This is a genomic window from Brachybacterium sp. UMB0905 (assembly GCF_002871795.1).
Classification (GTDB): domain Bacteria; phylum Actinomycetota; class Actinomycetes; order Actinomycetales; family Dermabacteraceae; genus Brachybacterium.
The window spans coordinates 218,456-238,529 of the sequence record NZ_PNHL01000003.1 but is presented as its reverse complement, the minus strand read 5'-3'; the positions used below and the strand labels follow the sequence as shown (position 1 = coordinate 238,529).

General features: G+C 69.3%; 21 protein-coding genes, 1 tRNA gene and 2 pseudogenes. 15 read left to right on the top strand and 9 right to left on the bottom strand.

All coding sequences use genetic code 11. The features are described from left to right. The first annotated feature begins 83 nt into the window (after positions 1–83). A complete protein-coding gene (locus tag CJ197_RS15840; RefSeq protein WP_369801474.1) occupies positions 84–326 on the top strand; it encodes a transposase family protein in 243 nt (80 codons plus the stop codon). Here the strand turns inward: CJ197_RS15840 and CJ197_RS04125 are convergent. Further along, positions 309–1,620 (bottom strand): annotated as a pseudogene (locus CJ197_RS04125) (ISL3 family transposase). The gene CJ197_RS15840 and the pseudogene CJ197_RS04125 sit on opposite strands and share 18 nt — an antisense overlap. A gap of 85 nt (positions 1,621–1,705) precedes the next feature. Between CJ197_RS04125 and CJ197_RS04120 the strand changes: the two are divergent. Further along, the gene (locus CJ197_RS04120; RefSeq protein WP_102235474.1) at positions 1,706–2,101 is read left to right on the top strand and encodes a CAP domain-containing protein; all 396 of its coding nucleotides are present in this window, start codon (positions 1,706–1,708) and stop codon (positions 2,099–2,101) included. An 86-nt stretch (positions 2,102–2,187) separates the two neighbouring features. Here the strand turns inward: CJ197_RS04120 and CJ197_RS04115 are convergent, their stop codons facing one another. Beyond that, positions 2,188–2,745 carry a nitrous oxide-stimulated promoter family protein gene (locus CJ197_RS04115; protein WP_102235473.1) on the bottom strand — a complete coding sequence of 186 codons (558 nt, stop codon included), beginning with the start codon at positions 2,743–2,745 and terminating at the stop codon, positions 2,188–2,190. A 344-nt stretch (positions 2,746–3,089) separates the two neighbouring features. On the opposite strand from CJ197_RS04115, the gene CJ197_RS04110 reads away from it, so the two are divergent. Both CJ197_RS04110 and CJ197_RS04105 read left to right on the top strand, forming a co-directional pair. Further along, positions 3,090–5,003 carry a ribonucleoside triphosphate reductase gene (locus CJ197_RS04110; RefSeq protein WP_102235472.1) on the top strand — a complete coding sequence of 638 codons (1,914 nt, stop codon included), beginning with the start codon at positions 3,090–3,092 and terminating at the stop codon, positions 5,001–5,003. Then, complete coding sequence (locus tag CJ197_RS04105; protein ID WP_233190634.1) at positions 5,000–5,863, top strand: anaerobic ribonucleoside-triphosphate reductase activating protein; 864 nt, start codon at positions 5,000–5,002, stop codon at positions 5,861–5,863. The genes CJ197_RS04110 and CJ197_RS04105 overlap by 4 nt, the downstream gene beginning before the upstream one ends. A 19-nt stretch (positions 5,864–5,882) precedes the next feature. On the opposite strand, the gene CJ197_RS04100 is transcribed toward CJ197_RS04105, so the two are convergent. The 3 genes from CJ197_RS04100 to CJ197_RS04090 are packed head-to-tail and all read right to left on the bottom strand — an operon-like array spanning position 5,883 to position 8,246. Continuing rightward, entirely contained in the window at positions 5,883–6,443 is a 561-nt protein-coding gene (locus CJ197_RS04100; RefSeq protein WP_102235471.1) for a hypothetical protein, read from the bottom strand. A gap of 48 nt (positions 6,444–6,491) precedes the next feature. Beyond that, positions 6,492–6,701, bottom strand: coding sequence for a hypothetical protein (locus CJ197_RS04095; protein WP_102235470.1), 210 nt, complete (start codon positions 6,699–6,701; stop codon positions 6,492–6,494). A gap of 60 nt (positions 6,702–6,761) precedes the next feature. Beyond that, a complete protein-coding gene (locus tag CJ197_RS04090; protein WP_102235469.1) occupies positions 6,762–8,246 on the bottom strand; it encodes a DUF418 domain-containing protein in 1,485 nt (494 codons plus the stop codon). 172 nt (positions 8,247–8,418) lie between these two features. Between CJ197_RS04090 and CJ197_RS04085 the strand changes: the two genes are divergently transcribed. Beyond that, positions 8,419–8,868 (top strand): hypothetical protein, encoded by a 450-nt coding sequence (locus CJ197_RS04085; RefSeq protein ID WP_146007696.1) that lies wholly within the window; start codon positions 8,419–8,421, stop codon positions 8,866–8,868. A gap of 27 nt (positions 8,869–8,895) precedes the next feature. Here CJ197_RS04085 and CJ197_RS04080 read toward each other — a convergent pair whose 3' ends face one another. Beyond that, positions 8,896–9,129: a hypothetical protein gene (locus CJ197_RS04080; RefSeq protein ID WP_102235467.1), complete on the bottom strand. Its 234-nt coding sequence runs from the start codon at positions 9,127–9,129 to the stop codon at positions 8,896–8,898. A 267-nt stretch (positions 9,130–9,396) separates the two neighbouring features. Between CJ197_RS04080 and nrdF the strand changes: the two genes are divergently transcribed. Next, positions 9,397–10,368: a class 1b ribonucleoside-diphosphate reductase subunit beta gene (gene nrdF, locus CJ197_RS04075; protein ID WP_102235466.1), complete on the top strand. Its 972-nt coding sequence runs from the start codon at positions 9,397–9,399 to the stop codon at positions 10,366–10,368. Between the two features lie 273 nt (positions 10,369–10,641). After that, positions 10,642–10,923 carry a GlsB/YeaQ/YmgE family stress response membrane protein gene (locus CJ197_RS04070; protein WP_102235465.1) on the top strand — a complete coding sequence of 94 codons (282 nt, stop codon included), beginning with the start codon at positions 10,642–10,644 and terminating at the stop codon, positions 10,921–10,923. A gap of 124 nt (positions 10,924–11,047) precedes the next feature. Here CJ197_RS04070 and CJ197_RS04065 read toward each other — a convergent pair whose 3' ends face one another. Next, positions 11,048–11,701: a YigZ family protein gene (locus CJ197_RS04065; RefSeq protein WP_102235464.1), complete on the bottom strand. Its 654-nt coding sequence runs from the start codon at positions 11,699–11,701 to the stop codon at positions 11,048–11,050. Positions 11,702–11,780: 79 nt separating this feature from the next. Between CJ197_RS04065 and CJ197_RS04060 the strand changes: the two genes are divergently transcribed. The 5 genes and pseudogenes from CJ197_RS04060 (at position 11,781) to CJ197_RS04040 (ending at position 14,572) form a co-directional block, all read left to right on the top strand. Then, the gene (locus tag CJ197_RS04060; protein ID WP_102235463.1) at positions 11,781–12,353 is read left to right on the top strand and encodes a hypothetical protein; all 573 of its coding nucleotides are present in this window, start codon (positions 11,781–11,783) and stop codon (positions 12,351–12,353) included. A 134-nt stretch (positions 12,354–12,487) separates the two neighbouring features. Then, positions 12,488–12,560, top strand: a tRNA-Lys gene (locus CJ197_RS04055). 209 nt (positions 12,561–12,769) lie between these two features. Then, positions 12,770–13,270 carry an HIT family protein gene (locus CJ197_RS04050; RefSeq protein ID WP_199173866.1) on the top strand — a complete coding sequence of 167 codons (501 nt, stop codon included), beginning with the start codon at positions 12,770–12,772 and terminating at the stop codon, positions 13,268–13,270. Positions 13,271–13,672: 402 nt separating this feature from the next. Further along, a pseudogene (locus CJ197_RS04045) lies at positions 13,673–14,275 on the top strand (transposase); the annotation flags it as partial. Positions 14,276–14,305: 30 nt separating this feature from the next. Next, positions 14,306–14,572: an LPXTG cell wall anchor domain-containing protein gene (locus CJ197_RS04040; protein WP_102235461.1), complete on the top strand. Its 267-nt coding sequence runs from the start codon at positions 14,306–14,308 to the stop codon at positions 14,570–14,572. Positions 14,573–14,677: 105 nt separating this feature from the next. On the opposite strand, the gene CJ197_RS04035 is transcribed toward CJ197_RS04040, so the two are convergent. Further along, positions 14,678–15,208, bottom strand: coding sequence for a GNAT family N-acetyltransferase (locus CJ197_RS04035; RefSeq protein ID WP_102235460.1), 531 nt, complete (start codon positions 15,206–15,208; stop codon positions 14,678–14,680). 31 nt (positions 15,209–15,239) lie between these two features. Between CJ197_RS04035 and CJ197_RS04030 the strand changes: the two genes are divergently transcribed. Further along, on the top strand, positions 15,240–16,811 hold the full coding sequence (locus tag CJ197_RS04030) for an FGGY family carbohydrate kinase (protein ID WP_102235459.1): 1,572 nt from the start codon (positions 15,240–15,242) through the stop codon (positions 16,809–16,811). Positions 16,812–16,869: 58 nt separating this feature from the next. On the opposite strand, the gene CJ197_RS04025 is transcribed toward CJ197_RS04030, so the two are convergent. Next, positions 16,870–17,493 carry a TetR/AcrR family transcriptional regulator gene (locus CJ197_RS04025; RefSeq protein WP_102235458.1) on the bottom strand — a complete coding sequence of 208 codons (624 nt, stop codon included), beginning with the start codon at positions 17,491–17,493 and terminating at the stop codon, positions 16,870–16,872. Positions 17,494–17,582: 89 nt separating this feature from the next. Here CJ197_RS04025 and CJ197_RS04020 point away from each other — a divergent pair, with 89 nt between their 5' ends. Together CJ197_RS04020 and CJ197_RS04015 are read left to right on the top strand one after the other, a co-directional pair. After that, on the top strand, positions 17,583–18,191 hold the full coding sequence (locus tag CJ197_RS04020; RefSeq protein WP_102235457.1) for a hypothetical protein: 609 nt from the start codon (positions 17,583–17,585) through the stop codon (positions 18,189–18,191). 232 nt (positions 18,192–18,423) lie between these two features. Next, on the top strand, positions 18,424–20,074 hold a 1,651-nt coding region (locus tag CJ197_RS04015; protein ID WP_158239362.1), incomplete at its 3' end, for an HNH endonuclease signature motif containing protein.

Genomic DNA, 20,074 nt, shown 5'->3' with positions numbered 1-20,074 from the left:
TGGTGATGGGGAGCGTCGCGTCGTTGGCGTAACACGGCTCGTGGTCCTGTTGTGATGGGTGTTGTCAAGACATCCACATTCCAGTGGACCACGAGCCTGTGTATGAGGGTACTGGTTCGCAGCGGGATGCTGCGAGCACGATCTTCAACCTGCCCAACTACCGCGTTATCGACGCCGTCGACCTGCCCGATGGTGGCCGACGGGCGGTGGTCGTCTCGACCGTCCGGCCGGGCTGTCCGTCCTGCGGGGTGCTCGCGACGAAGGTCCATTCCAGCCGGTCACAGCGGGTTCGGGACATTCCCGGCTCTTCACAGATGGCGGTGTAGTTCGGTTCTGAATCCTCCGGTGTCCAGCAGCGATCGGATGACGTAGTGGGCGAGGTTGCGGTAGCCCAGCGCGGTGCCGCGGAGGTGCTCGAGCCGGCCGTTGATCGCCTCCGTGGGGCCGTTGCTGGTGCCGGGGTGGTCGAAGTAGGCCAGCACGTCCCCGGCCCGGTGTTTCAGGGTCCGACCAAGGGTGATCAGCTCTTTGAGCTGCTTGGGTACTTCCTCGGTGAGGTCGTCGATCACTGCCTGCAGAGCCTTCTTTCCCGCGGCGCGGTCGGGGTGACGATACGCGGCGACGATGCGCTGGTAGAGCTTCGACCTCGACGTGCGCATCGCTGGCGAACGCGGCCCTCAGGCGGGTGGTCTGCTTGTCGGTGAGCAGGTCCGCTCCGGTGTGCAGTACTCGGCGGATTCCGTAGAGCGGGTCTGCGGACCGGCCACGATGACCGAGGGGTGCCTGCTGGACGCGTTGGCGGCTTTGATCGACCTTCTCGCCAGCCAACGCGACGACGTGGAACGGGTCCATCGCTGCGGTCGCCTCGGGTAGCTCCTCGGCGGTCGCGGTCTTGTAGCCGGAGAATCCGTCCATCGCAACGACCTCGACTCCGTCCCGGAACTCTGCGGTTTGAGCATCGAGCCAGGTCTTGAACACTTTCTTCGAACGTCCCGGAACCATGTCCAACAGTCTGGAGGGGCCGGTGCCGTCGCGGATCGGAGTCAGGTCGATGATGACGGTGACGTACTTGCTGCCCCGGCGGGTGTGGGACCACACGTGCTCGTCCACGCCTATCACGCGGACGCCGTCGAGCCGGGCGGGGTCGTTGATCAGCAGTTGCTGGCCAGTGGTCAAGATCGCGTCGTTGACGGTGTTCCAGGCAACGTCGAGACCGGTGGCGATACGAGCGACGGACATGCGATCGATGACTACGCCCTTGAGCGTCCACAGTGTTGCGTGCCGGGAGAGCACGGCACGGGGCCCGGCTGCGGCCGTGGTGTCCTGACGCCACACGCTGCGGCAGTCCGGGCACCGATGCCGGCGCACTCTGAGCTGCAACATCGTTGGTCGCCAACCCAGCGGGACGTGGGCCAGGCGCCGGATGACAGTTCCTCGGCAGACGCCCTGCTGACCGCACCGGTGGCACCAGTTGTCCGGTTCGATCACGCGACACTCCAGCACCGATCGGTGTGGCTCGATCCGCTGCCCGGTCACGGTCAGGCCCAGCCGGTCGAGCTGGCAGAAAGTATCGGGATCGGGCGTGGTGAAGGTAGCGTGGAGCGCGTCGAGGTCTTCCAGATGGCGAGCTTAGGAACTTCCATCATCGGGAGACCTCGGCGCCTATCCCGGCACCGCCGCGCCGACGGTCCCTACACCCTCATCTGTGAAGAGCCGTGAAACGGTCAGCGCTGAGGTGTTCCGGCTGGTCAATGTGGAGCGGAAGAAGGCAGGGGTGTCTCCGCTGGAGCGCAACAGCACGTCGGACCGGATCGCAGTGGACTGGTCGGAGACCATGGCGCGGACCGGGGATTTCATGCATCGTCCGAACTTCACCTCGCAGTACCCGTCCGGGTGGCATGCCGCCCCGGGGAACATCCTCATGCGTAGTGCGGGATCCGGCTCGGCCACCGGGTTGGCTGCCGCGATGGTGCAGCAGTGGATGGGGTCTTCGAGGCACAGGCAGAACATCCTCGGGGCCAGCTATACCGACCTCGGTGTGGGCGTGGCGCAGAGCTCCAAGGGCTCCTGGTACGCGACGCAGAACTTCGCCGGGCACTGAGAATCTCGCCCGGTCGCGAGCGCTTCGCTCGGCACGGGAGGGATGGGGCACCGCTGCTGGATCAGGGGCGATGCCCCGGACCTTCCTTACGCCGACGCGTTCTCACGCTGGAGAATCCGCCGCACGTACGTGCCCGAGTAGCGCCGCACGCTGAGCGCGAAGTGCTTGGCACCCTCCAGGGCATAGCCATGGAACAGGGACCGCGGCCCCGAGTAGCGCATCATCTGCTTGTTCCAGGCGCGTTCCGCGGCGATGAAGCAGTGGATCTCGCATTCGGCGCAGAACGGCTTGGGATCCAGGGGGCAGAACACGCGCCGCGCCTCCCCGTAGGCGAGATGGTCGGAGCACTCCTGGCACAGGGTGGGCACACCGTGGGCCTGCACCCCGCGCAGCCCCGGATCGTCGTACACCCCGGCGGTCACCGCATGGGATTCGTGGGGCCGACGGGGGAGCGTGCGATGGTTCCCGTCGCAGTTCACGCGCACGAAGAACGCGAGCGTACGGATGTCCTCGCGAATCTCGGGACGCTGCACCTCGCGCAGATACCGCGGGCTGGGGCCGCGCTGACGATCCGCCCGCGCACGGTCCGCGGTGCGGGAGCGGACGGGAGGGGAGGCGGGATCGGGCAGCGGCGTAGCGGTCATGGCCGCATCCTAAACGCTTTTCACGACATCGGCCCGGGATGTGTCAGGTCGTCAGCTCGTGGGGTGTCCGACTGTTCCGGGGGGTGTGCCGGTGTCGTCCCGGCGCGCGAGCGCCGCCGTCAGCCCTGAACCTCAGCGGGGACGTTGGTCCCGCCATCGGCTGCGAAATCTCCCGGCCGCCACAACATGTCGTGTCGCGGGCGTGTCGCGACCCCTACATGTAGTGGCCGCTTCCTAGCGTAAGCGTGACATCGAATGCGGTGGCCGCGACGGGCCCAGGCCCCGTCTGCTCTCCCTGCAGCGCCCGCAGCCTCATCCGCAGCACCTCACCAGGAGAGAACCCCATGACTGCCTCTGTCTCCGCGCGCCCTGCCCCCGAGACCGACGCTGCCGCCGCGCGCCCTGCCCCCGAGACCGACGCTGCCGCCGCGCCGAACGCTATCGCCGGCACCCCGGCCCGCCGTCTGATCGACCCGGTCGCCACCGTCACCGAGTACACCTCGCGCGCGGACTGGCGGGTGAACGCGAACGCGAACCAGGGATACTCCGTGGGCGGCCTGATCCTCAACGCCGCCGGGAAGATGATGGCGAACTACTGGCTGGATGAGGTGTTCAGCCCCGAGGCCGGGCAGGCGCACCGCGAGGGCGACATCCACATCCATGACCTGGACATGCTCACCGGCTACTGCGCGGGTTGGAGCCTGCGCACCCTCCTGGAGGAGGGCTTCAACGGGGTGGCCGGCGCGATCGCCTCCCGCCCGCCGCAGCACTTCGGCTCCGCCTGCGGCCAGATCGTGAACTTCCTGGGCACGCTGCAGAACGAATGGGCCGGAGCGCAGGCCTTCTCCTCCTTCGACACCTATATGGCGCCGTTCGTGCGCAAGGACCAGCTGAGCTATGAGCAGGTGCGTCAGCACATGCAGGAGCTGATCCACAACCTCAACGTCCCCTCCCGCTGGGGCTCGCAGTGCCCGTTCACGAATCTCACCTTCGACTGGACCTGCCCTGAGGATCTGCGCGAGCAGTACGCCCTGATCGGCGGCGAGGTGTTCGAGGTCCCCTACGGCGAGCTGCAGGCGGAGATGGACCTCATCAACCGCGCCTACCTCGAGGTGATGATGGACGGGGATGCCGATGGCCGTGCCTTCACCTTCCCGATCCCCACCTACAACATCACCCCCGATTTCGACTGGGAGGGTGAGAACGTCGAGCGGCTGTTCGCGATGACCGCGAAGTACGGGCTGCCGTACTTCCAGAACTTCCTGAACTCGGACCTGGATCCGGGGATGATCCGCTCCATGTGCTGCCGCCTGCAGCTGGATCTGCGCGAGCTGCTCAAGCGCGGCAACGGCCTGTTCGGCTCCGCGGAGCTGACCGGATCGATCGGTGTGGTCACCGTGAACATGGCGCGGCTGGGCTACCTGCACGCCGGGGATGAACCGGCGCTGCTGGAGGCGCTGGATCATCTGCTGGAGCTGGGGCGGGAGACCCTGGAGCGGCGCCGCGCCACGGTGCAGGAGCTCATGGACGGCGGGCTGTACCCGTACACGAAGCGGTACATGGGCCACCTGAACAACCACTTCTCCACCCTCGGCGTGAACGGCATGAACGAAATGGTCCGCAACTTCACCGCCGACGCTCACGACCTCATGGACGATCACGGCCAGGCGATGTGCGTGCGGATCCTCGATCACATCCGCGAGCGCATGGTCGAGTACCAGGAGCTCACCGGGAACCTCTACAACCTCGAGGCCACCCCGGCGGAGGGCGCCACGTACCGGTTCGCGAAGGAGGACCGGGCGCGGTTCGCGGACATCCTCACCGCCGGCACGCCGCAGAACCCGTACTACACGAACTCCTCGCAGATCCCGGTCGGCGCCACCGAGGATCCCTTCGAGGCGCTCGAGCGGCAGGAGGAGCTGCAGGGCAAGTACACCGGCGGTACCGTGCTGCACCTGTACATGAACGAGCAGGTCTCGAGCCCCGAGGCCTGCAAGGAGCTGGTGCGTCGCTCCCTGACCCGCTTCCGCCTGCCCTACCTGACGATCACGCCCACCTTCTCGATCTGCCCCGTGCACGGCTACCTGGCCGGTGAGCACCACGTGTGCGAGCGCTGTGGGGAGGTCTGCGAGGTGTGGACTCGCGTGATGGGCTACTTCCGGCCCGTGGCCTCGTTCAACATCGGCAAGAAGGGCGAGTACGCCGAACGCACCTTCTTCACCGAGCAGGCCGCGGCTGCGAGCACCGTCGAGCTGTGACGACCCTGCCGATCGCGCCGGACCCCGGGGTACGTGAGCGCCCCGGGGTCCGCCCCGTCGGCCGCACCCCCGGCCGCGCCGACGGCCGCGCCGACGGCCGTGCCCCGGTCAGCGCCGAGGACCTGCGGATCGCGGGGATCGTGCCGCTCAGCACCGTGGACTGGCCGGGGAAGCTCGCCGCGACCGTGTTCTGCCAGGGCTGCCCGTGGCGCTGCACCTACTGCCACAACACCGCGATCCTGGATGCCACCGCCCCCGGCACGGCATCGTTCGCGGACCTTGAGGCGCTGCTCGCCAGGCGCCGCGGGCTGCTCGATGCCGTGGTGTTCAGCGGGGGAGAAGCCACGATGCAGCACGCCCTCATCCCCGCCGCACAGCGGGTGCGGGAGGCCGGTTTCGCCGTCGGCCTGCACACCGGCGGCGCGTTCCCCACCCGGCTCAGCGGCCTGCTGGGTATCACGGCCGACGGGCGCCGCGTCGCAGCACCGCTCGTGGACTGGGTGGGCTTCGATGTCAAAGCCGCGCCGACGGGGTACGACGACCTCGTGGGCCGCGCGAACGCCTGGGAGCGGGCCCACCGCTCCCTGGAGATGCTGCTCGCCTCCGGCGTGGAGCATGAGCTGCGCATGACCGTCACGCCGGCGCTGCTGGACCAGGTCACACAGGTGGTGGGGGCTGTGTCCCGCGCGGGCGGGCGCGCCCTCGTGCTGCAGCAGGCCCGACCGGACGGCGCTGCGGAGGACTTCGCCGCGCAGCTCACCGCACTGAAGGACTGGCCCGCTCGCTTCGCGGAGGTGGCCGAACAGGCCCGCACGGCCGGGGAGCGCTGCGGAGTGGAGGTCAGCGCGCGGGCGGGGTGAGAACAGCTGCGTCGGCCGGTCAGTCCTCGGGGCCCTGGAGGATCACAACCTCCCGATCCCCCACGGGCTCGTCGAGGTCCAGCGGGGCGAACCAGTATGAGCTGCTGTATCTCCCGGTGCAGTCTCCGCTGCCCTGATAGTCGAACTCCGGGGTGCCGACGGTGATGCGCACCGTCTTGGCATCCTCCTCGACCCCGAGCGGCAGACCCCGGCAGGAGTCCGCATGCGCGATCCCGTCGAGGTGGAGCAGGAGGTCTGTGCTGTCCGGCACCGTGGAGAGGTAGGAGGGGAACTCAGCGTTCGAGCGTTCGGCGGGCGGCACGGAGAGATCCCAGATCTCGAAGGCGTACTCGGGAGTGCGCGCCGCAGTGTCCACCGCCGTCCACGTGACAGTCACGGCCTGCTTGGGATCCCGCTCGATCTCGGCATCGCGCACCAGGTAGCTCTCCGACAGCAGCATCACGCCGCGCTCGCCCATCTCCGACGCCTGGGCGCGCCGTAGCACCAGATCGCTGAGTTCGGAGAAGTCCTCTTTCATCTCGTCGAACAGCGGTTCCATGGCCTCCTCGCGCTGCTGCATCTCCTTGAGGGTCTGCCGCTCCTCATCCGCCTCCCCGGCGTTGCTCGACTAGTCGGCCAGCGACATCAACGCCATGCCCCCGAAGAGCAGCAGCGCGAGGATCGCGCCCAGTCGCGTGATGAAGAAGGACGCTTCACTGGGCTCTACCTTGTCCGGGTGCCGGTACTGCCAGGAGGCCAGCGCCCACCACACGCCGCGCGGCGTGATCGCCGTCGCCAACAGCAGCAGCATGATGATGGTCAGTCCCAGCACCCGCATGGCATCCCCTGTTCTCCAGCGGACCGCGCATGTCCTGTCGGCCCGATCGTGGCCGGTAGCTTAGGAGCTGGTCGACGCCGTGGCGATGGGGAGATCTCCCCGTGGATCAAGCTTCCCGTAGGTCATGCGCCGCAGCAGCTTCTCTGCCGGGCCGCGCATGCCGCGGGTGTGCAGCAGCCAGGCCAGCGGCAGGGACAGCAGCCACACCCCGATGGCGATCGCGATCGCCGCGGTGGTGCTCAGGTGCGGGCCGAGTCCCAGCCCCCAGCTGGCCATGAGCGGCACCAGCACCACGGACTGGAACAGATAGAACGTCAGCGAGCGCTGCCCCACCGCGGCAATCACGCGTGCCAGCAGCGGCGGGGTCACGCCCGCTGGCGGCGCCGGATCCGCGGGGACGCCGACGGCGCGCTCAGCCGGGGTGAGCGCGAGCTGCTGCGCGGCCCGCTCGGCGCGCAAAGCCTTGCGCTCCTGCCGGGACATGGCGGCACGATCCGGGCCCCCATCGGCCACCTCGCTCGCGACCTCCGGCCGCCTCTCGAGCCGCTGGGCCAGCAGAGCGAACGCTGCCGCGTACCCGACGCCGCAGGCCACGCCGCCGAGCGTGTTCAAGGTCGCAAAGCCCCAGGATGCCTCGGGCGCCAGCGGGATGAGGCCCAGGATCAGCAGGGCATCGGGCAGGCCGGTCAGCCAGCCGATCGCGATGCCGCCGATCATGATGCGGCGCAGCGTGCGCACATGCCGCCACGGCTCCTCGAGCAGGCGATGCCGGGCGGCGATCCAGCCCAGCAGCAGCGGCAGCGGCACGGCCATCAGTGCGGAGGGCAGCAGGCTGGTGCCCCACATCAGCAGCCGCAGCCCCATGCCGGTCAGGTACGGGGAGGCGTAGGCCCAGTCGCGGAAGGTGTCATTTCCCCAGGCGGCCGGTCCCGTGGTGGGGGCAGCGGCCCCCTCGGGCGCGAACACCGTGAGCATGATGGCGCTGAGGATGCTGAACAGGGCGAAGATCGCGGAGATCCCGGCGAGAACGCAGACCCAGATGACCAGGGTGCGGGTGCGCCGACCGAAGAAGATCCACACCATCAGCAGGGCCGCGATCCCGTAGGCGCCGAGGATGTCGCCGTAGAACAGCAGCGCGGCATGCAGCAGCCCCAACAGCAGCATCGCCCAATGGCGCCGTCGCAGCATCACCCGCACCACCTGCGGAGAGATCCCACGACCCAGGCGCGAGCGGTGGAACTGCACCATCCCGTAGCCGAACAGGAAGGCGAACAGCGGCATCGCCCGATGGTCCACGGCGATCGTCATGACCGCCTGCACCGCGGTGTCCAGCGGCCCGTGTGCGGGCACATGCGGGGTCATCCCGACGGTGCCCTCCTGCCCCCACAGCAGCCACGAGACGTTCGCGATCGCGATGAGCACGAGCATCAGCCCGCGCGCGAGGTCGGGCGCGAGGGACCGCGCAGGGGCGGTGGACAGGGAGGTCTGCGCGGGCGGATCAGAGGGGGCGGGGGTGGCCGACGGGGTGGCAGCGGGGGAGGGCATGGCATGAACCTATACGCGGCTGCTGACCAGGGGGACAAACTTTCGTCGGCCCTGTGCATCGCATCGATGAACACGGGCGGCAGGAGCGGTCTCCTTCGTGCTGCGGCCGGAATACCTGGAGTCGGAGAGCCGGACCGGCCGGGGTCAGAAACAGCTGTGGGACGCTACAGACGTGAACGTCGCGCCTCTGCTCATGCTCCTGATCGCTGCCCTCGCGGGGTGTGCCGGCGTCGTGCTGGCGCTTGTCTTGGCGTGGATGCGCCGACGTGGTGCCTCGCAGTGGTGGGTGGCTAAACCGCTGGTCGACTCAGAGTTCGCCAATGCACCGGAGCGCATCGTCCTGCTGATCCTGCCGCTTGCGGCGCAGACCCTCATCGTGGGCGCGCTCGCGGTCCTCGCGGCGGCTCTCGCTGCCCTGCTGGGCGCCCCCACGGCCCTGATCAACGGCCTGCTGCTGGGTGCTCTCGCCCTCGAGGTCGTGGTCTGGCTCGTGATCGCGATCCCTACGGCTCACAGCTCGGTGCTGCCGCTGTGGATGTATCCCGCGTGGCTGCGTGGACAGCGAGCCGCGGACCGCGAGCGGTTCCAGCGCGAGGCCCGCGCGAGGCGCGCACGCCGCTGAGCAGCGGGGATCCCGCGGGTGGCGGGTTCAGCGGCGCGGGGTCATGACCGAGGTGATCTGCCGCGACATCTCGGTGGGGTCGATCCCGACGAGAGTTGTGGCGAGAGCACTGCGGTCCGCCCGGAGATAGCGGCCGCGCAACATGAGGATCTCCGTCGCCGTCAAGCCCGAGGCGCCATCGCGCTCCACCCGAACCGCCCGAGTCTCGGCATCCTCCAGCTCCTCTGCATCGGGTGCCGGGACAGACGCCGCCACGGTCATGACCAGCTACATCTAGTCTGTTGCGTCAGAACATTAGGGCCATCCGGCCAGCCCTGCGATGGGGAGGACTCCCCATACGGTCTGGGCCAAGGTGGTGAGGTGCCATTCCCGGTAGGCCTCGCCCCGAGGTGACCACCTCGACACCGGCGCTGGGCGAGCCCCGAGCCGGCTACCACTGCCGCGGCCTAGACTGGCTGCGACCCCGCCCGCCCCGTCGGCCCCCTAGCGTGCGCCGACGCCCGGGCCCACCCGTCGAGCGAGGCAGATGTGAACTCCGACCACCTGAAGACTTCCGTCCAGGCGATCAACTGGAATCGGATCCCCGACCCCAAGGACCAGGAGGTGTGGGACCGCCTGACCGGCAACTTCTGGCTGCCGGAGAAGGTGCCGCTGTCCAATGACATCCCGTCCTGGGGCCGGCTCACCGAGCAGGAGCAGAACCTGGTGATGCGCGTGTTCACGGGGCTGACGCTGCTGGACACGGTGCAGGGCACCGTCGGCGCGGTCTCGCTGATCCCCGACGCCGTCACCCCGCATGAGGAGGCGGTGTACACCAACATCGCGTTCATGGAGTCGGTGCACGCCAAGTCCTACTCGCAGATCTTCTCCACCCTGGCGAACACCAAGCAGATCGACGAGGCCTTCCGCTGGAGCGAGTTCAACGAGCCGCTGCAGAAGAAGGCGAAGATCGTCATGAGCTACTACCAGGGCGATGATCCGGAGAAGCGGAAGGTCGCCTCCACGCTGCTGGAGTCCTTCCTGTTCTACTCCGGCTTCTACCTGCCGATGCACTACTCCAGCCACGGCGAGCTGACGAACACCGCGGACATCATCCGCCTGATCATCCGTGATGAGGCCGTGCACGGCTACTACATCGGCTACAAGTTCCAGCGGGCCGTGGAGAAGTCCGATCCGGCGCGCCAGCAGGAGCTCAAGGACTACACGTACGGGCTGCTCATGGAGCTGTATGACAACGAGGAGGAGTACACCGAGGATCTGTATGACCCGGTGGGCTGGACCGAGGAGGTCAAGACCTTCCTGCGGTACAACGCGAACAAGGCCCTGATGAACCTGGGCTACGAGGCTCTGTTCCCGGCGGATCAGACCGAGGTGAACCCCGCGATCCTTGCCTCGCTGTCCCCGAACGCCGATGAGAACCACGACTTCTTTTCCGGTTCCGGCTCCTCCTATGTGATGGGCAAGGCCGTGGAGACCGAGGACGACGACTGGGACTTCTGATCGCCGCGGCGATGCGTTGAGCGCCCGGGTCCGCGATGGCGGGCTCGGGCGCTTCCGTGTGTAGAGGGCCGATGGGGGCCGTGCCTGTGCCCCTCACATGACCGTCCGGCACTAAAGGCCCGGGCCGAAGGGGTCACCGTGTGATAGGGCCGCTTTGACCGCTTGGTCGACGTTCTGACCAGCGGTGTCGGCCCGGATTCCCAGTTCGCCCACGAGCCTCGGGAGAATGTGATTGCACGATTGACCTCTTCCCCCACGAAATGGAGCAATCTCATGGGCCTTCTTGGACTGATCATCTCCTGGATCATCATCGGCGCCATCATCGGCCTGCTGGCCCGCGCCATCATGCCCGGCAAGCAGGGCATGGGCCTGGGCATGTCGATCATCCTCGGTGTCATCGGCGCGATCGTCGGCGGCTTCATCGGCGGCCTGCTCGGTGGTGACGGCGTCAGCGGCATCATGAACAACCCCTGGAGCGTCGGCACCATCCTGCTGGGCATCGTCGGCGCGATCATCGTTATGGTGATCTACGGCTTCCTCGCCAAGCGCGCCTGATCCAGGCACACCCACGCATCGCGTGAGGCCTGCGTGCCTCACAGCATGCTCGCGGCGGCGCCGCATCGGAGCGATCCGGTGCGGCGCCGCTGTCTTATGGCTGGTCTCTCTACCGCGGCACGTCTCACCGCGGCACGTCGGCGGTGCGGCGCCCGGCGTCCTCGACGGTGAATCGCCCGGAGGACCAGCGGGCCACATCGGCCTCGAAGGAGGGCAGATCCGTGGGCTCCAGCAGCACGGTCAGCAGCGCCGAGCGCGTCCCGTACTCGGTGGGCTCCACGGTCGCGCCAGCCCCGGCGGCCCAGAGCCGAACGGCGTTCTCCGCGATCCCGACGTCGGCCGGGGACACCTCGACCTGGGCGACCATCTGCTCGGTGCGCCGCAGCAGACGCGCCTGGCCCACAGCCTGCTCCACGCCCGCGGTGTAGGCGCGCACCAGCCCGCCGGCCCCCAGCTTCACGCCGCCGAAGTAGCGGATCACGATCGCGAGGACGTCCACGAGCTCCGCGTGCAGCAGCGCCTGCAGCATCGGCATCCCGGCGGTCCCGGCAGGCTCACCATCGTCATTGGAGCGGTGCACCAGGGCGCGGTCGGCCCGTTCGGCGAGGACGAGCGCGGTGCAGTGGTGGCGGGCATCGGGGTGCTCGCTGCGGGCGGCACGGACCAGGGCGTCAGCCTTCTCTACGTCCTCGACGCGGTGCAGTCGGGTGATGAAGCGGCTCTTGCGCTCGATCAGCTCGGTCTCGACGTCGGCGGCGAGGACGAGGGGATCTGGCATGGGCGCGAGTCTATCCAGGGCGTTACGCTGGCCGCGTCCGCGCCCACCGGCGCGCTCTCCCCGACCCACAGGAGTCACCGTGTCCCAGCAGTTTTCGCCTCAGCCCGCCCATGGCTACACCGGAGCTCCGCCCGCGCCGCGCAAGAAGTCCAAGGCCCCGAAGATCCTCATGATCCTGGGCGGCGCCATCCTGGCGCTGAGCGTGATCCTGGGCGTGGTGCTGGCCGTGGCCGGCTTCGGGAATGTGGCCAGTGGCGCAGGAAAGCTCCAGGTGCTCGAGAGTGGCTCCGGCACCTACAGCGCTGAGGCCGATGAGTCCCTGCAGTTGTATGTCGATGAGGGCACACCCGCGCCCTCGTGCACGGTGACCGCACCATCGGGCGAGGCGGCAGCGCCGGGCACCGCCCAGTCCAGCGAACTGGGCACGGGGGAGCGCACCTGGGTCTCCTTCGACTCCTTCACGGCCACGGAGGCCGGCGATTACACGATCGACTGCGGCGGCACCCCGGTGGCTGTGGGCCCGCCGGTGTCCATCGGCGGGATCTTCGCGGGCGTCGGCGGTGTGCTGATGGGCGTGTTCGGCGGCATGCTGGGTTTCCTGCTGCTGCTCGTCGGTGTGATCCTTCACTTTGTGAGCAAGAAGAAGGCCTGAGCGCACAGGATCAGCGGCCGATGGCGCGCGGAGCGCTCCGTCGGCCGTGGGCCGTGGCCGGTGTGCTGCGCCTCTCGTGCTACGGGAGGCTGCCGCGCCGGTAGGATGATTGGGCTCGCCCGCGCGGCGAGCCAGGGCCTCTAGCTCAGTCGGTAGAGCATCGGACTTTTAATCCGCGGGTCGTGGGTTCGATCCCCACGGGGCCCACCGCAGGTCAGACCGGAGAAGTTTCCCCTAGGGGAAGGTCCTCGAACCGGATTTGACAGCAGCTTTGACAGCAACGCGGCTGTGCAGGTTGAGTCGGGGGCCATCGCTTCCTGGCGACATGGAGGTCGAGCATCTGCAGGTCGGCTCAGTGTTGATCGATTCTCCGAGTCTGACGGCATTCGCTGTGAGGTACCGGTATGGTCGGGTGCATGGACTGGCGTGATGACCGGATCGGTGCTGCACGACGAGGCGAGAACCCAACGGTCCTGGCAGAACTCAGCGTCGGCTACGCGGTTATCGGTGACGTGCAATTCCTGCCCGGATACTGCGTGTTACTGGGCAAAGACCCGACGCCCTCCGCACTGGCAGATATGCCGCGTCTCGAGCGGGTCAAGTTCCTCGCTGACGCTGACCTCCTCGCGACCGCAGTCGAGAGAGCATGTCGCTCCCTGGACCCAGCATTTCGACGAACCAATCTTGAGGTGCTCGGCAACACCGACGCGATGGTCCATGCCCACGTATGGCCGCGATATGAGTGGGAGTCAGCGGAACTCCTCACTCGTCCCGTCTGGCTCTATGAGGCGGACCGCTGGCGTGACGCATCGACAGCGTTGGGGACAGAGCGCCCTGAGTTGCGAGGACGAATCGAGGCGGAGTTGAAGACGCTCGTGAGGGAAGATTACCTCCAAGTTACCGAGCAGTTCTCCTAGGCAATCCTGAGCTACCCTGGCCGCTCGTTAGGGAGTAAGAACGTAGGCGTTGCTGGTGAGGGACGCAAGCTCAACGGTCCAGGCCCGGGGTCAGCATTATTTGGGCTCTTCACAGATGAGGGTGTAGGGACCCATCGGCGCGGCGGTGCCGGGATAGGCGTCGAGGTCTCCCGATGATGGAAGTTCCTAAGCTCGCCATCTGGAAGACCTCGACGTGCTCAACGCTACCTTTACCACGCCCGTTCTCGATACTTTCTGCCAGCTCGACAGGCTGGGCCTGACCGTGCCCGGGCAGCGGATCGAGCCGCACCGATCGGTACTGGAGTGTCGCGTGATCGAACCGGACAACTGGTGCCACCGGTGCGGTCAGTAGGGCGTCTCCCGAGGCACCGTCGATTGCCCGGCTACAAAACCGCGACCGCCCAGGAGCTGCCCGAGGCGACCGCAGTGATGGACCCGTTCCACGTCGTCGCGTTGGCTGGCGAGAAGGTCGATCAGTGCCGCCAACGCGTCCAGCAGGCAACCCTCGGTCATCGTGGCCGGTCCGCAGACCCGCTCTACGGCATCCGCCGAGTACTGCACACCGGAGCGGACCTGCTCACCGACAAGCAGACCACCCGCCTGAGGGCCGTGTTCGCCAGCGATGCGCACGTCGAGGTCGAAGCAACCTGGGGCATCTACCAGCGCATCGTCGCCGCGTATCGTGACCCCGACCGCGCCGCGGGAAAGAAGGCCCTGCAAGCAGTGATCGACGACCTCACCGAGGGAGTACCCAAGCAGCTCAAAGAGCTGATCACCCTTGGCCGGACCCTGAAACACCGGGCCGAGGACGTGCTGGCCTACCTCGACCACCCCGCCACCAGCAACGGCCCCACGGAAGCGATCAACGGCCGACTCGAGCACCTCCGCGGCACCGCGCTGGGCTTCCGCAACCTCGCCCACTACGTCATCCGATCACTACTGGACACCGGAGGATTCAAAACCGAACTACACCGTCATCTGTGAAGAGCCCCGGAGGGCAACGTCATCGACACCGTGACCGTCACCGTGGCCGGTGAGAAGGAGCCTCCGGCCCCGAAGGACCCGGACTCGAAGAAGCCCGCTCCGGGTCAGCCCACTCCGGGTCAGCCCGCCCCCGGCGGCTCCGGCTCGACGCAGACGCCCGCCCACCCCGGCAAGCCCAGCGGCCCGCTGGCGCGCACCGGTGTGGAGGCGGCCGGTCTCGCGGGCCTGGCCGCGGCCCTCCTGGCCGGCGGTGCCGCGCTGGTGAGCCGTCGCCGTCGGGACACCGAGCAGGAGTGAGCTCACCCAGCTGACCCTGACCGGCCCTGATCGGCCCTGACAACGGATCCCCCGTCTCCATCCGTGGAGGCGGGGGATCCGTCATCTGCAGGGGAGGCGCCAGGCTCACGCCCCGTCGGCCGACGGGCACGGCTTGATCATCGCGCAGCGGGGAGCGGCGCCGAGCCCCGGCAGCCCCGCCTCCCGCTGCATCGTGCGGGTGAGACCCGGCCCCCACTGTTCGGCAGGCAGAACCGCGTAGCCCAGCCGCGTGTAATACGGGGCGTTCCACGGGACGTCCACGAAGGTGGTCAGCGTGGTCGCCGGGCACCCCTGCGCCCTGCCCCAGTGCTCCACATGCTCCAGCAGACGTCGGCCCAACCGGTGCCCAGCGTGCTCCGGCGCGACGGACAGCTGGCCCACATGCGCATGCCCATCCAGCAGCTCGGCTGTCACGAAGCCCGCGAGCGTCGTCACGCGCTCCAGTACCCACAGCCGGCCCTCCCGGGCCAGTGCCTCCCGGCGCCCCGGATCCGGTGGGTCCTGCGCCAGCTCAGGCAACCCGACCGTGCGGAACACCTGGTCAGCCTGCGTCTCGATCTCCACCACTCGGGGGATCTCGGCCAGGCGGGCGGGGCGGATGCGCAGCTCAGTCATGCGCTCACGATCCCACGCCTACGCTGATCCCATGACTGGCGAGCCCGCATCACCCCCGCTGCTGTGCCTGGACCTGGGCACCTCCGCCGCGAAAGCCGCGCTCGTGGACTGTGATGGCCGCACCCGCGCCGTCGCCACCCGCGCATACCCGACCGCGACCACGCCCGATGGCGGTGCCGAGCAGGATCCGGGGGACTGGCTGCGTGCCACCCGGGAGGCGATCGGTGAGGTCAGCGCCGCGGCAGACACCGCGCCCCCGTCGGCCCTCGCCATCACCGGGCAGATGCAGGACCTCATCCTCCTGCCCGCCCCGAGCACCCCGCAGACCCCCGCGATCCTGTACAGCGATACCCGCGCCGTGATCGAGGCCGAGGAGATCCACGCGCTGCTCGCCGGGCAGGGCGCCGACTGGGATGCCCTGACCGGCAATCAGCAGGACGCCACCAGCTGCGCCGCGATGCACCGCCGCCTGCGCCGCACCGACCCCGCCACCGTGAAACGCTCGCGCGGCCTCGTGTTCGGGCCTGCCGGTTTTCTCGCGGACGCCCTGGGGCTCGGCGCCTGGTGCGACCCCACCACCGCGTCGACCACCGGGCTGCTCGATGCCGGGACGCGCCGCTGGTCTCCTGCCGTGGCGCGGGCCGCCGGAATCCCGCAGGAGCATCTACCCCGTCTGACCAGCGGATCCGCGCAGACCATCGGCCGCACCGACGCGCGGGCCCAGGATCTGCTGGGCCTTCCCGCGGGGATCCCTGTCGTTCTCGTCGCGGGGGATGCCGGCGCTACCACCGCGGGGATCGTCGGTCTCGCCGCCGGGGAGGCCTACGCGTACATGGGCACCAGCGGCTGGGTCGCCTCCGTGGTGGCCGATGCGCCCGTGGGCTCGGCGCGGCACAGCGTGGACGTGTCCCACCGGCTGCTGCTGGAGGCAGACGGATCAGGGCGGCGCTCCCTGCGGATCTCCGCGCTGCTCGCTGCGGGGGCCGCCGCTTCGTGGGCGCGTGAGGCATTCCTCGGTGGGGCTTCGACGTCGCAGGCCGATGGCCTGCTGGAGCAGCGGGAAGCAGAGTGCGGGAGAGGGCCGACGGGCCTGCTCGCCCTGCCCTCGATCCACGGCGAACGCTACCCGGTGCGGGACGCCGAGCTGCGTGCGGCCGTGCTCGGCATGGACGCCACGACCCGCGGCCCGGACGTGTACGCGGCGGTGCTCGAAGGGGTCGCGCATGCGATCGGACACGCCCTCGCAGGGGTCGACGGCGCCGACGGGGGCGAAGGGGCCGACGGGGGCGCGGGGGTGCTCGCGGTGACCGGCGGGGGAGCGGCATCGGCCCCCTGGCGGCGGATCCTCGCCGACGTGACCGGACGCCAGGTGCGCGCGGTGCCGGAGGCGGATGCCGCGCTGCTCGGAACCGCGCTGCTGGCGGCCGAGGCACTCGAGCTGCCGCATCGGATCCGCCCGCTCGCCGAACAGGCTCGGTCAGGCGGCGTGGTGGTGGAGCCGGAGGCGCGCGCGGTGCAGGGGCATGCGCGGATGCGCGCGGCACACCGGGCGCTCTACGGGGCGGCGGCTGACGTGATGGCGATGGTGCCGACGGGGGAGTGACACGTCGGGCCGGTGACCTCGGGAGGGGCGAGCTGTATCGGCGCCTATCGCTGCACACCTATGCAGCGTGCGCTTGCTGCCCTGCGACGATCCAGTTCCAGAGGTTGTCGGCCGGGGCGGCGGTTCCGACGAAGTGGCCGCCGAGCTCGAGCATGAGGTGACCGACGAGGTGGCTCAGACTCGCGAGGGTCCAGGCGAGGGCGCGCGGATCGCTACCCGCCGCAGCCGCCGCGCCCGTGAGCTGCTCGGTGAGCGGCCTGGGAACCTCGGGCACCGCATCGACGAGCTCGAGAAAGGCATCGGCAACCGCCGCGGCCGGCTCAACCGTCTCAGTCGGCGCGGCATAGCCGATCACGGGGGTGCCGTAGAGCAGCTGAAAGTCTTGCGGATGCTCGAGCGCCCACGCGCGCAGCCGGTTGGCCCGCCGCGTCCAGGCATCGCCGCCCGCGGCCGGTTCGGCATGCAGGGCCGCCGCGAGGTCGCGGTAACTGCCGATGAGCAGCGCGGTGAGCAGAGCATCCCGGTTGTCGAAGTGCTTGTAGACCGCCGATGGCGTGATGCCAGCGCCGCGGGCGACGTCACGCAGCGACAGCTCGCTTGCGCCGGCCTCGCGCAGGCGTTCGCGGGCGACGCTGAGCAGCCGGTCGTGGGTGAGCTGTTTCGCCTCGGCGCGGGTGGTCATGGGGGCAGTCTAGCAAGTTCGGTGAACGCTGTTCACCCAGTGTGCTACCGTCACGTCAGAGAACGGTGTTCACCCAATTGGAGTCTGTCATGGCCGCGACGACCTCTCGCATCCTCGCCGGGGTGTCCGGCGCCGCCTTCGCCGCCTTTCCACTGCTACGGCCGTGGGATGACAAGCTCGGCGACGTCACCGAGATGGCACACGCCTTCGCGTCGCCGCTGTGGCCGCTGTCGCACGTGTCGGGAATGGTCGGTTGGGCGGCACTTGCCGGGGCGATCGCGACCAGCGTCCGCCGGGGCTGGTGGACGTGGGTTGCTCCGGTCGGCGTCGCCGCGCTGCTTCCCTATTACGGCGTCGAGGCGTTCGGGCTCAACGGCCTTGCGCGCACCGCGCTCGAATCCGGCAACCTCGACCTGTTGCAGGCCGAGTCCGTGATGCGGAACAGCCCGCTCCAGCTGAGCCTCTTCGCCGCCGGCCTCGTGCTCGCCGCCGCCGGGACGATCGGCTGGGCAATGATGACCCCCGGCCGCGCCCGCTGGTTCGCCGTCGCCACCGCTGTGCTGGTCGCTGCCTACCTGCCGCAGTTCTTCACTCCGCCGGCCGTCCGCACCGCCCATGGCATCGCTCTCGCCCTGGCTCTGTTCGGCGTCGCCGCGTGGTCTCGCCGCACCCGCGCAGGTGCGCGTGGCGCCGAATGATGGCCGGGATGGCGGTGGCGGTGGCTGTCGCGCAGGGTGGTGAAGGGGTGAAGTGTCGGCCGACGGGTCTGTGAAATGCGCGCATTCGTGAGAATTTGTCGGCGCGTTTGTGGAGGATAGGTCGACCGGGTATCGGTGCAGGTCAACGGGAAGGTTGGGGGAGGGGAGCCCGCTTATCCACATTTTCTCGTCGGGTCTTTTTCACGCCGTCATGCCCTGCCAGGCTGGGGGCATGACGACTCCACCGCCCCTGCAGAACGCCAGTGCGCAGCTCGCGCATCCGGCGCTGCTGGACGTACTGCGCGAGTCCGGGCCGGCGGGACTCGCGCTCCTGCTGGGGGACGTCGCACACCTCGCCGTCCAGCTGGCCCGAGAACCCGGGGACATGTTCGCCCCCGCCGAGTACAGCCGGGATGACGTCGTCGCCGTGCTGCAGGTGCTGTATAGCCTGCGCGGCGCGGTCGATGCGCTCGAGGCCCGCGCCGCAGTGGCCTTCGCCGACCGTACGCGCCAAGACACCCTCGAAGCCGCCCGCGATGCTGACCCCGACGGGGATGAGCAGGCCGCGGGCAGTGATGCGGCACTGCTGAAACGGGCCGATGCGGTCACCCGTCGCGACCTGTCGCTGCTGACCCGTCGGTCCCCGGCCGCCGCCGGCTCCACCCTGGCCGGGGCCCGCCGACTCGTGGAGACCATGCCAGAGATGCTCGGGATGCTCGCCACCGGTCACCTGCGCTCTCGCGACGCCTACGGCATTTCCACGGCTTCTGCCGCGCTCGACCCCGCGCAGCGTCGCGAGGTGGACCGCATCCTCGCTCAGGGCGCCCCGTGGATGGAGGGTGCCGGGACTCGGCAGTGGCGGCGCGCCGTCGACGCGATCGTCGGAGAGATCGACCCCGACGGTGCCGCGACGCGGCATCAGCGCGCCCGCCGCACCCGCCACGTCACGCTCAGCCCCGGAGAGCACGGCATGGCGACGCTGCGCGCCCACCTCTCGGCCGTGGACGCGACGCTCGTGCGCAAACGCCTGCACCTGGACGCGGAGCGGCGCCGCGCCGACGGGGCCCGCGACGGCCACGGCGCGCTCATGGCAGACGCCCTGGTCAGCACGGTGCTGGGGCGGGAGGATGCCATGGACCCCGTGATGCTCGACGTCGGGGTGATCATCACCGACCGCGCCCTGCTGGACCCCGGCACCGGAGACCTCGCCCAGATCGAGGGCTACGGTCCCGTGCCCGCCGAGGCGCTCCGCGAGGACTTGCGCAGCCACCTTGAGATACCCGAGCCCGGTGACCCCGAGCCCGGGGACCCCGATCCGCTGGGCGCCGAGGGGCCGCAGCTACGCGCCGTACTGCGCCGGCTGTATACCCACCCGACCTCCGGTGAGCTCGTGGCCCTGGAATCGCGGGCCCGCTTCTTCCCACCCGCCCTGCGCCGCTTCCTCACCTGGCGCGACGGCACCTGCCGCGCCCCCTACTGCAACGCCGCCGTGCGCCAGCACGACCACATCCACCCCGCCTCCCGCGGTGGTGCGACCACTGCCGACAACGGGCAGAGCACCTGCGCGCTGTGCAACGGCAGCAAGGAGCACGACAGCCGCCGCGTCATCCGCCTGCAGGACGCGGCGGAGCATGCGGGCCTGGCCGGGGAAGGATCCGAGGACGGGAGCCGAGCCGGGAAAAGGGATGGCACCGGGAATCGGGTCGGCGCCGGAGATGGGGACGGCAACGGAGATTGGGGTCAGTCGGGGCACCGCGTGGCCTGGACGGGCCACAGCGGCCGCACCATCATCTCCTCGCCCCCGGCATTGGACGCCAGCGTCCGGCATCGGGTGCCGGAGGAGGTGGTGGAGGCTGAGGTGGCGGAGGCTCGGGCGGCGGGCT

Coding starts and splice junctions, on each gene's coding strand:
- CJ197_RS04025 (WP_102235458.1), bottom strand. CDS start 17,493: ATGACCACCCGCGCCGAGGCGAAACAGCTCACCCACGACCGGCTGCTC.
- CJ197_RS04020 (WP_102235457.1), top strand. CDS start 17,583: ATGGCCGCGACGACCTCTCGCATCCTCGCCGGGGTGTCCGGCGCCGCC.
- CJ197_RS04035 (WP_102235460.1), bottom strand. CDS start 15,208: ATGACTGAGCTGCGCATCCGCCCCGCCCGCCTGGCCGAGATCCCCCGA.
- CJ197_RS04090 (WP_102235469.1), bottom strand. CDS start 8,246: ATGCCCTCCCCCGCTGCCACCCCGTCGGCCACCCCCGCCCCCTCTGAT.
- CJ197_RS04050 (WP_199173866.1), top strand. CDS start 12,770: ATGGACTGGCGTGATGACCGGATCGGTGCTGCACGACGAGGCGAGAAC.
- CJ197_RS04030 (WP_102235459.1), top strand. CDS start 15,240: ATGACTGGCGAGCCCGCATCACCCCCGCTGCTGTGCCTGGACCTGGGC.
- CJ197_RS04100 (WP_102235471.1), bottom strand. CDS start 6,443: ATGCAGCAGCGCGAGGAGGCCATGGAACCGCTGTTCGACGAGATGAAA.
- CJ197_RS04070 (WP_102235465.1), top strand. CDS start 10,642: ATGGGCCTTCTTGGACTGATCATCTCCTGGATCATCATCGGCGCCATC.
- CJ197_RS04110 (WP_102235472.1), top strand. CDS start 3,090: ATGACTGCCTCTGTCTCCGCGCGCCCTGCCCCCGAGACCGACGCTGCC.
- CJ197_RS04095 (WP_102235470.1), bottom strand. CDS start 6,701: ATGCGGGTGCTGGGACTGACCATCATCATGCTGCTGCTGTTGGCGACG.
- CJ197_RS04115 (WP_102235473.1), bottom strand. CDS start 2,745: ATGACCGCTACGCCGCTGCCCGATCCCGCCTCCCCTCCCGTCCGCTCC.
- CJ197_RS04080 (WP_102235467.1), bottom strand. CDS start 9,129: ATGACCGTGGCGGCGTCTGTCCCGGCACCCGATGCAGAGGAGCTGGAG.
- CJ197_RS04065 (WP_102235464.1), bottom strand. CDS start 11,701: ATGCCAGATCCCCTCGTCCTCGCCGCCGACGTCGAGACCGAGCTGATC.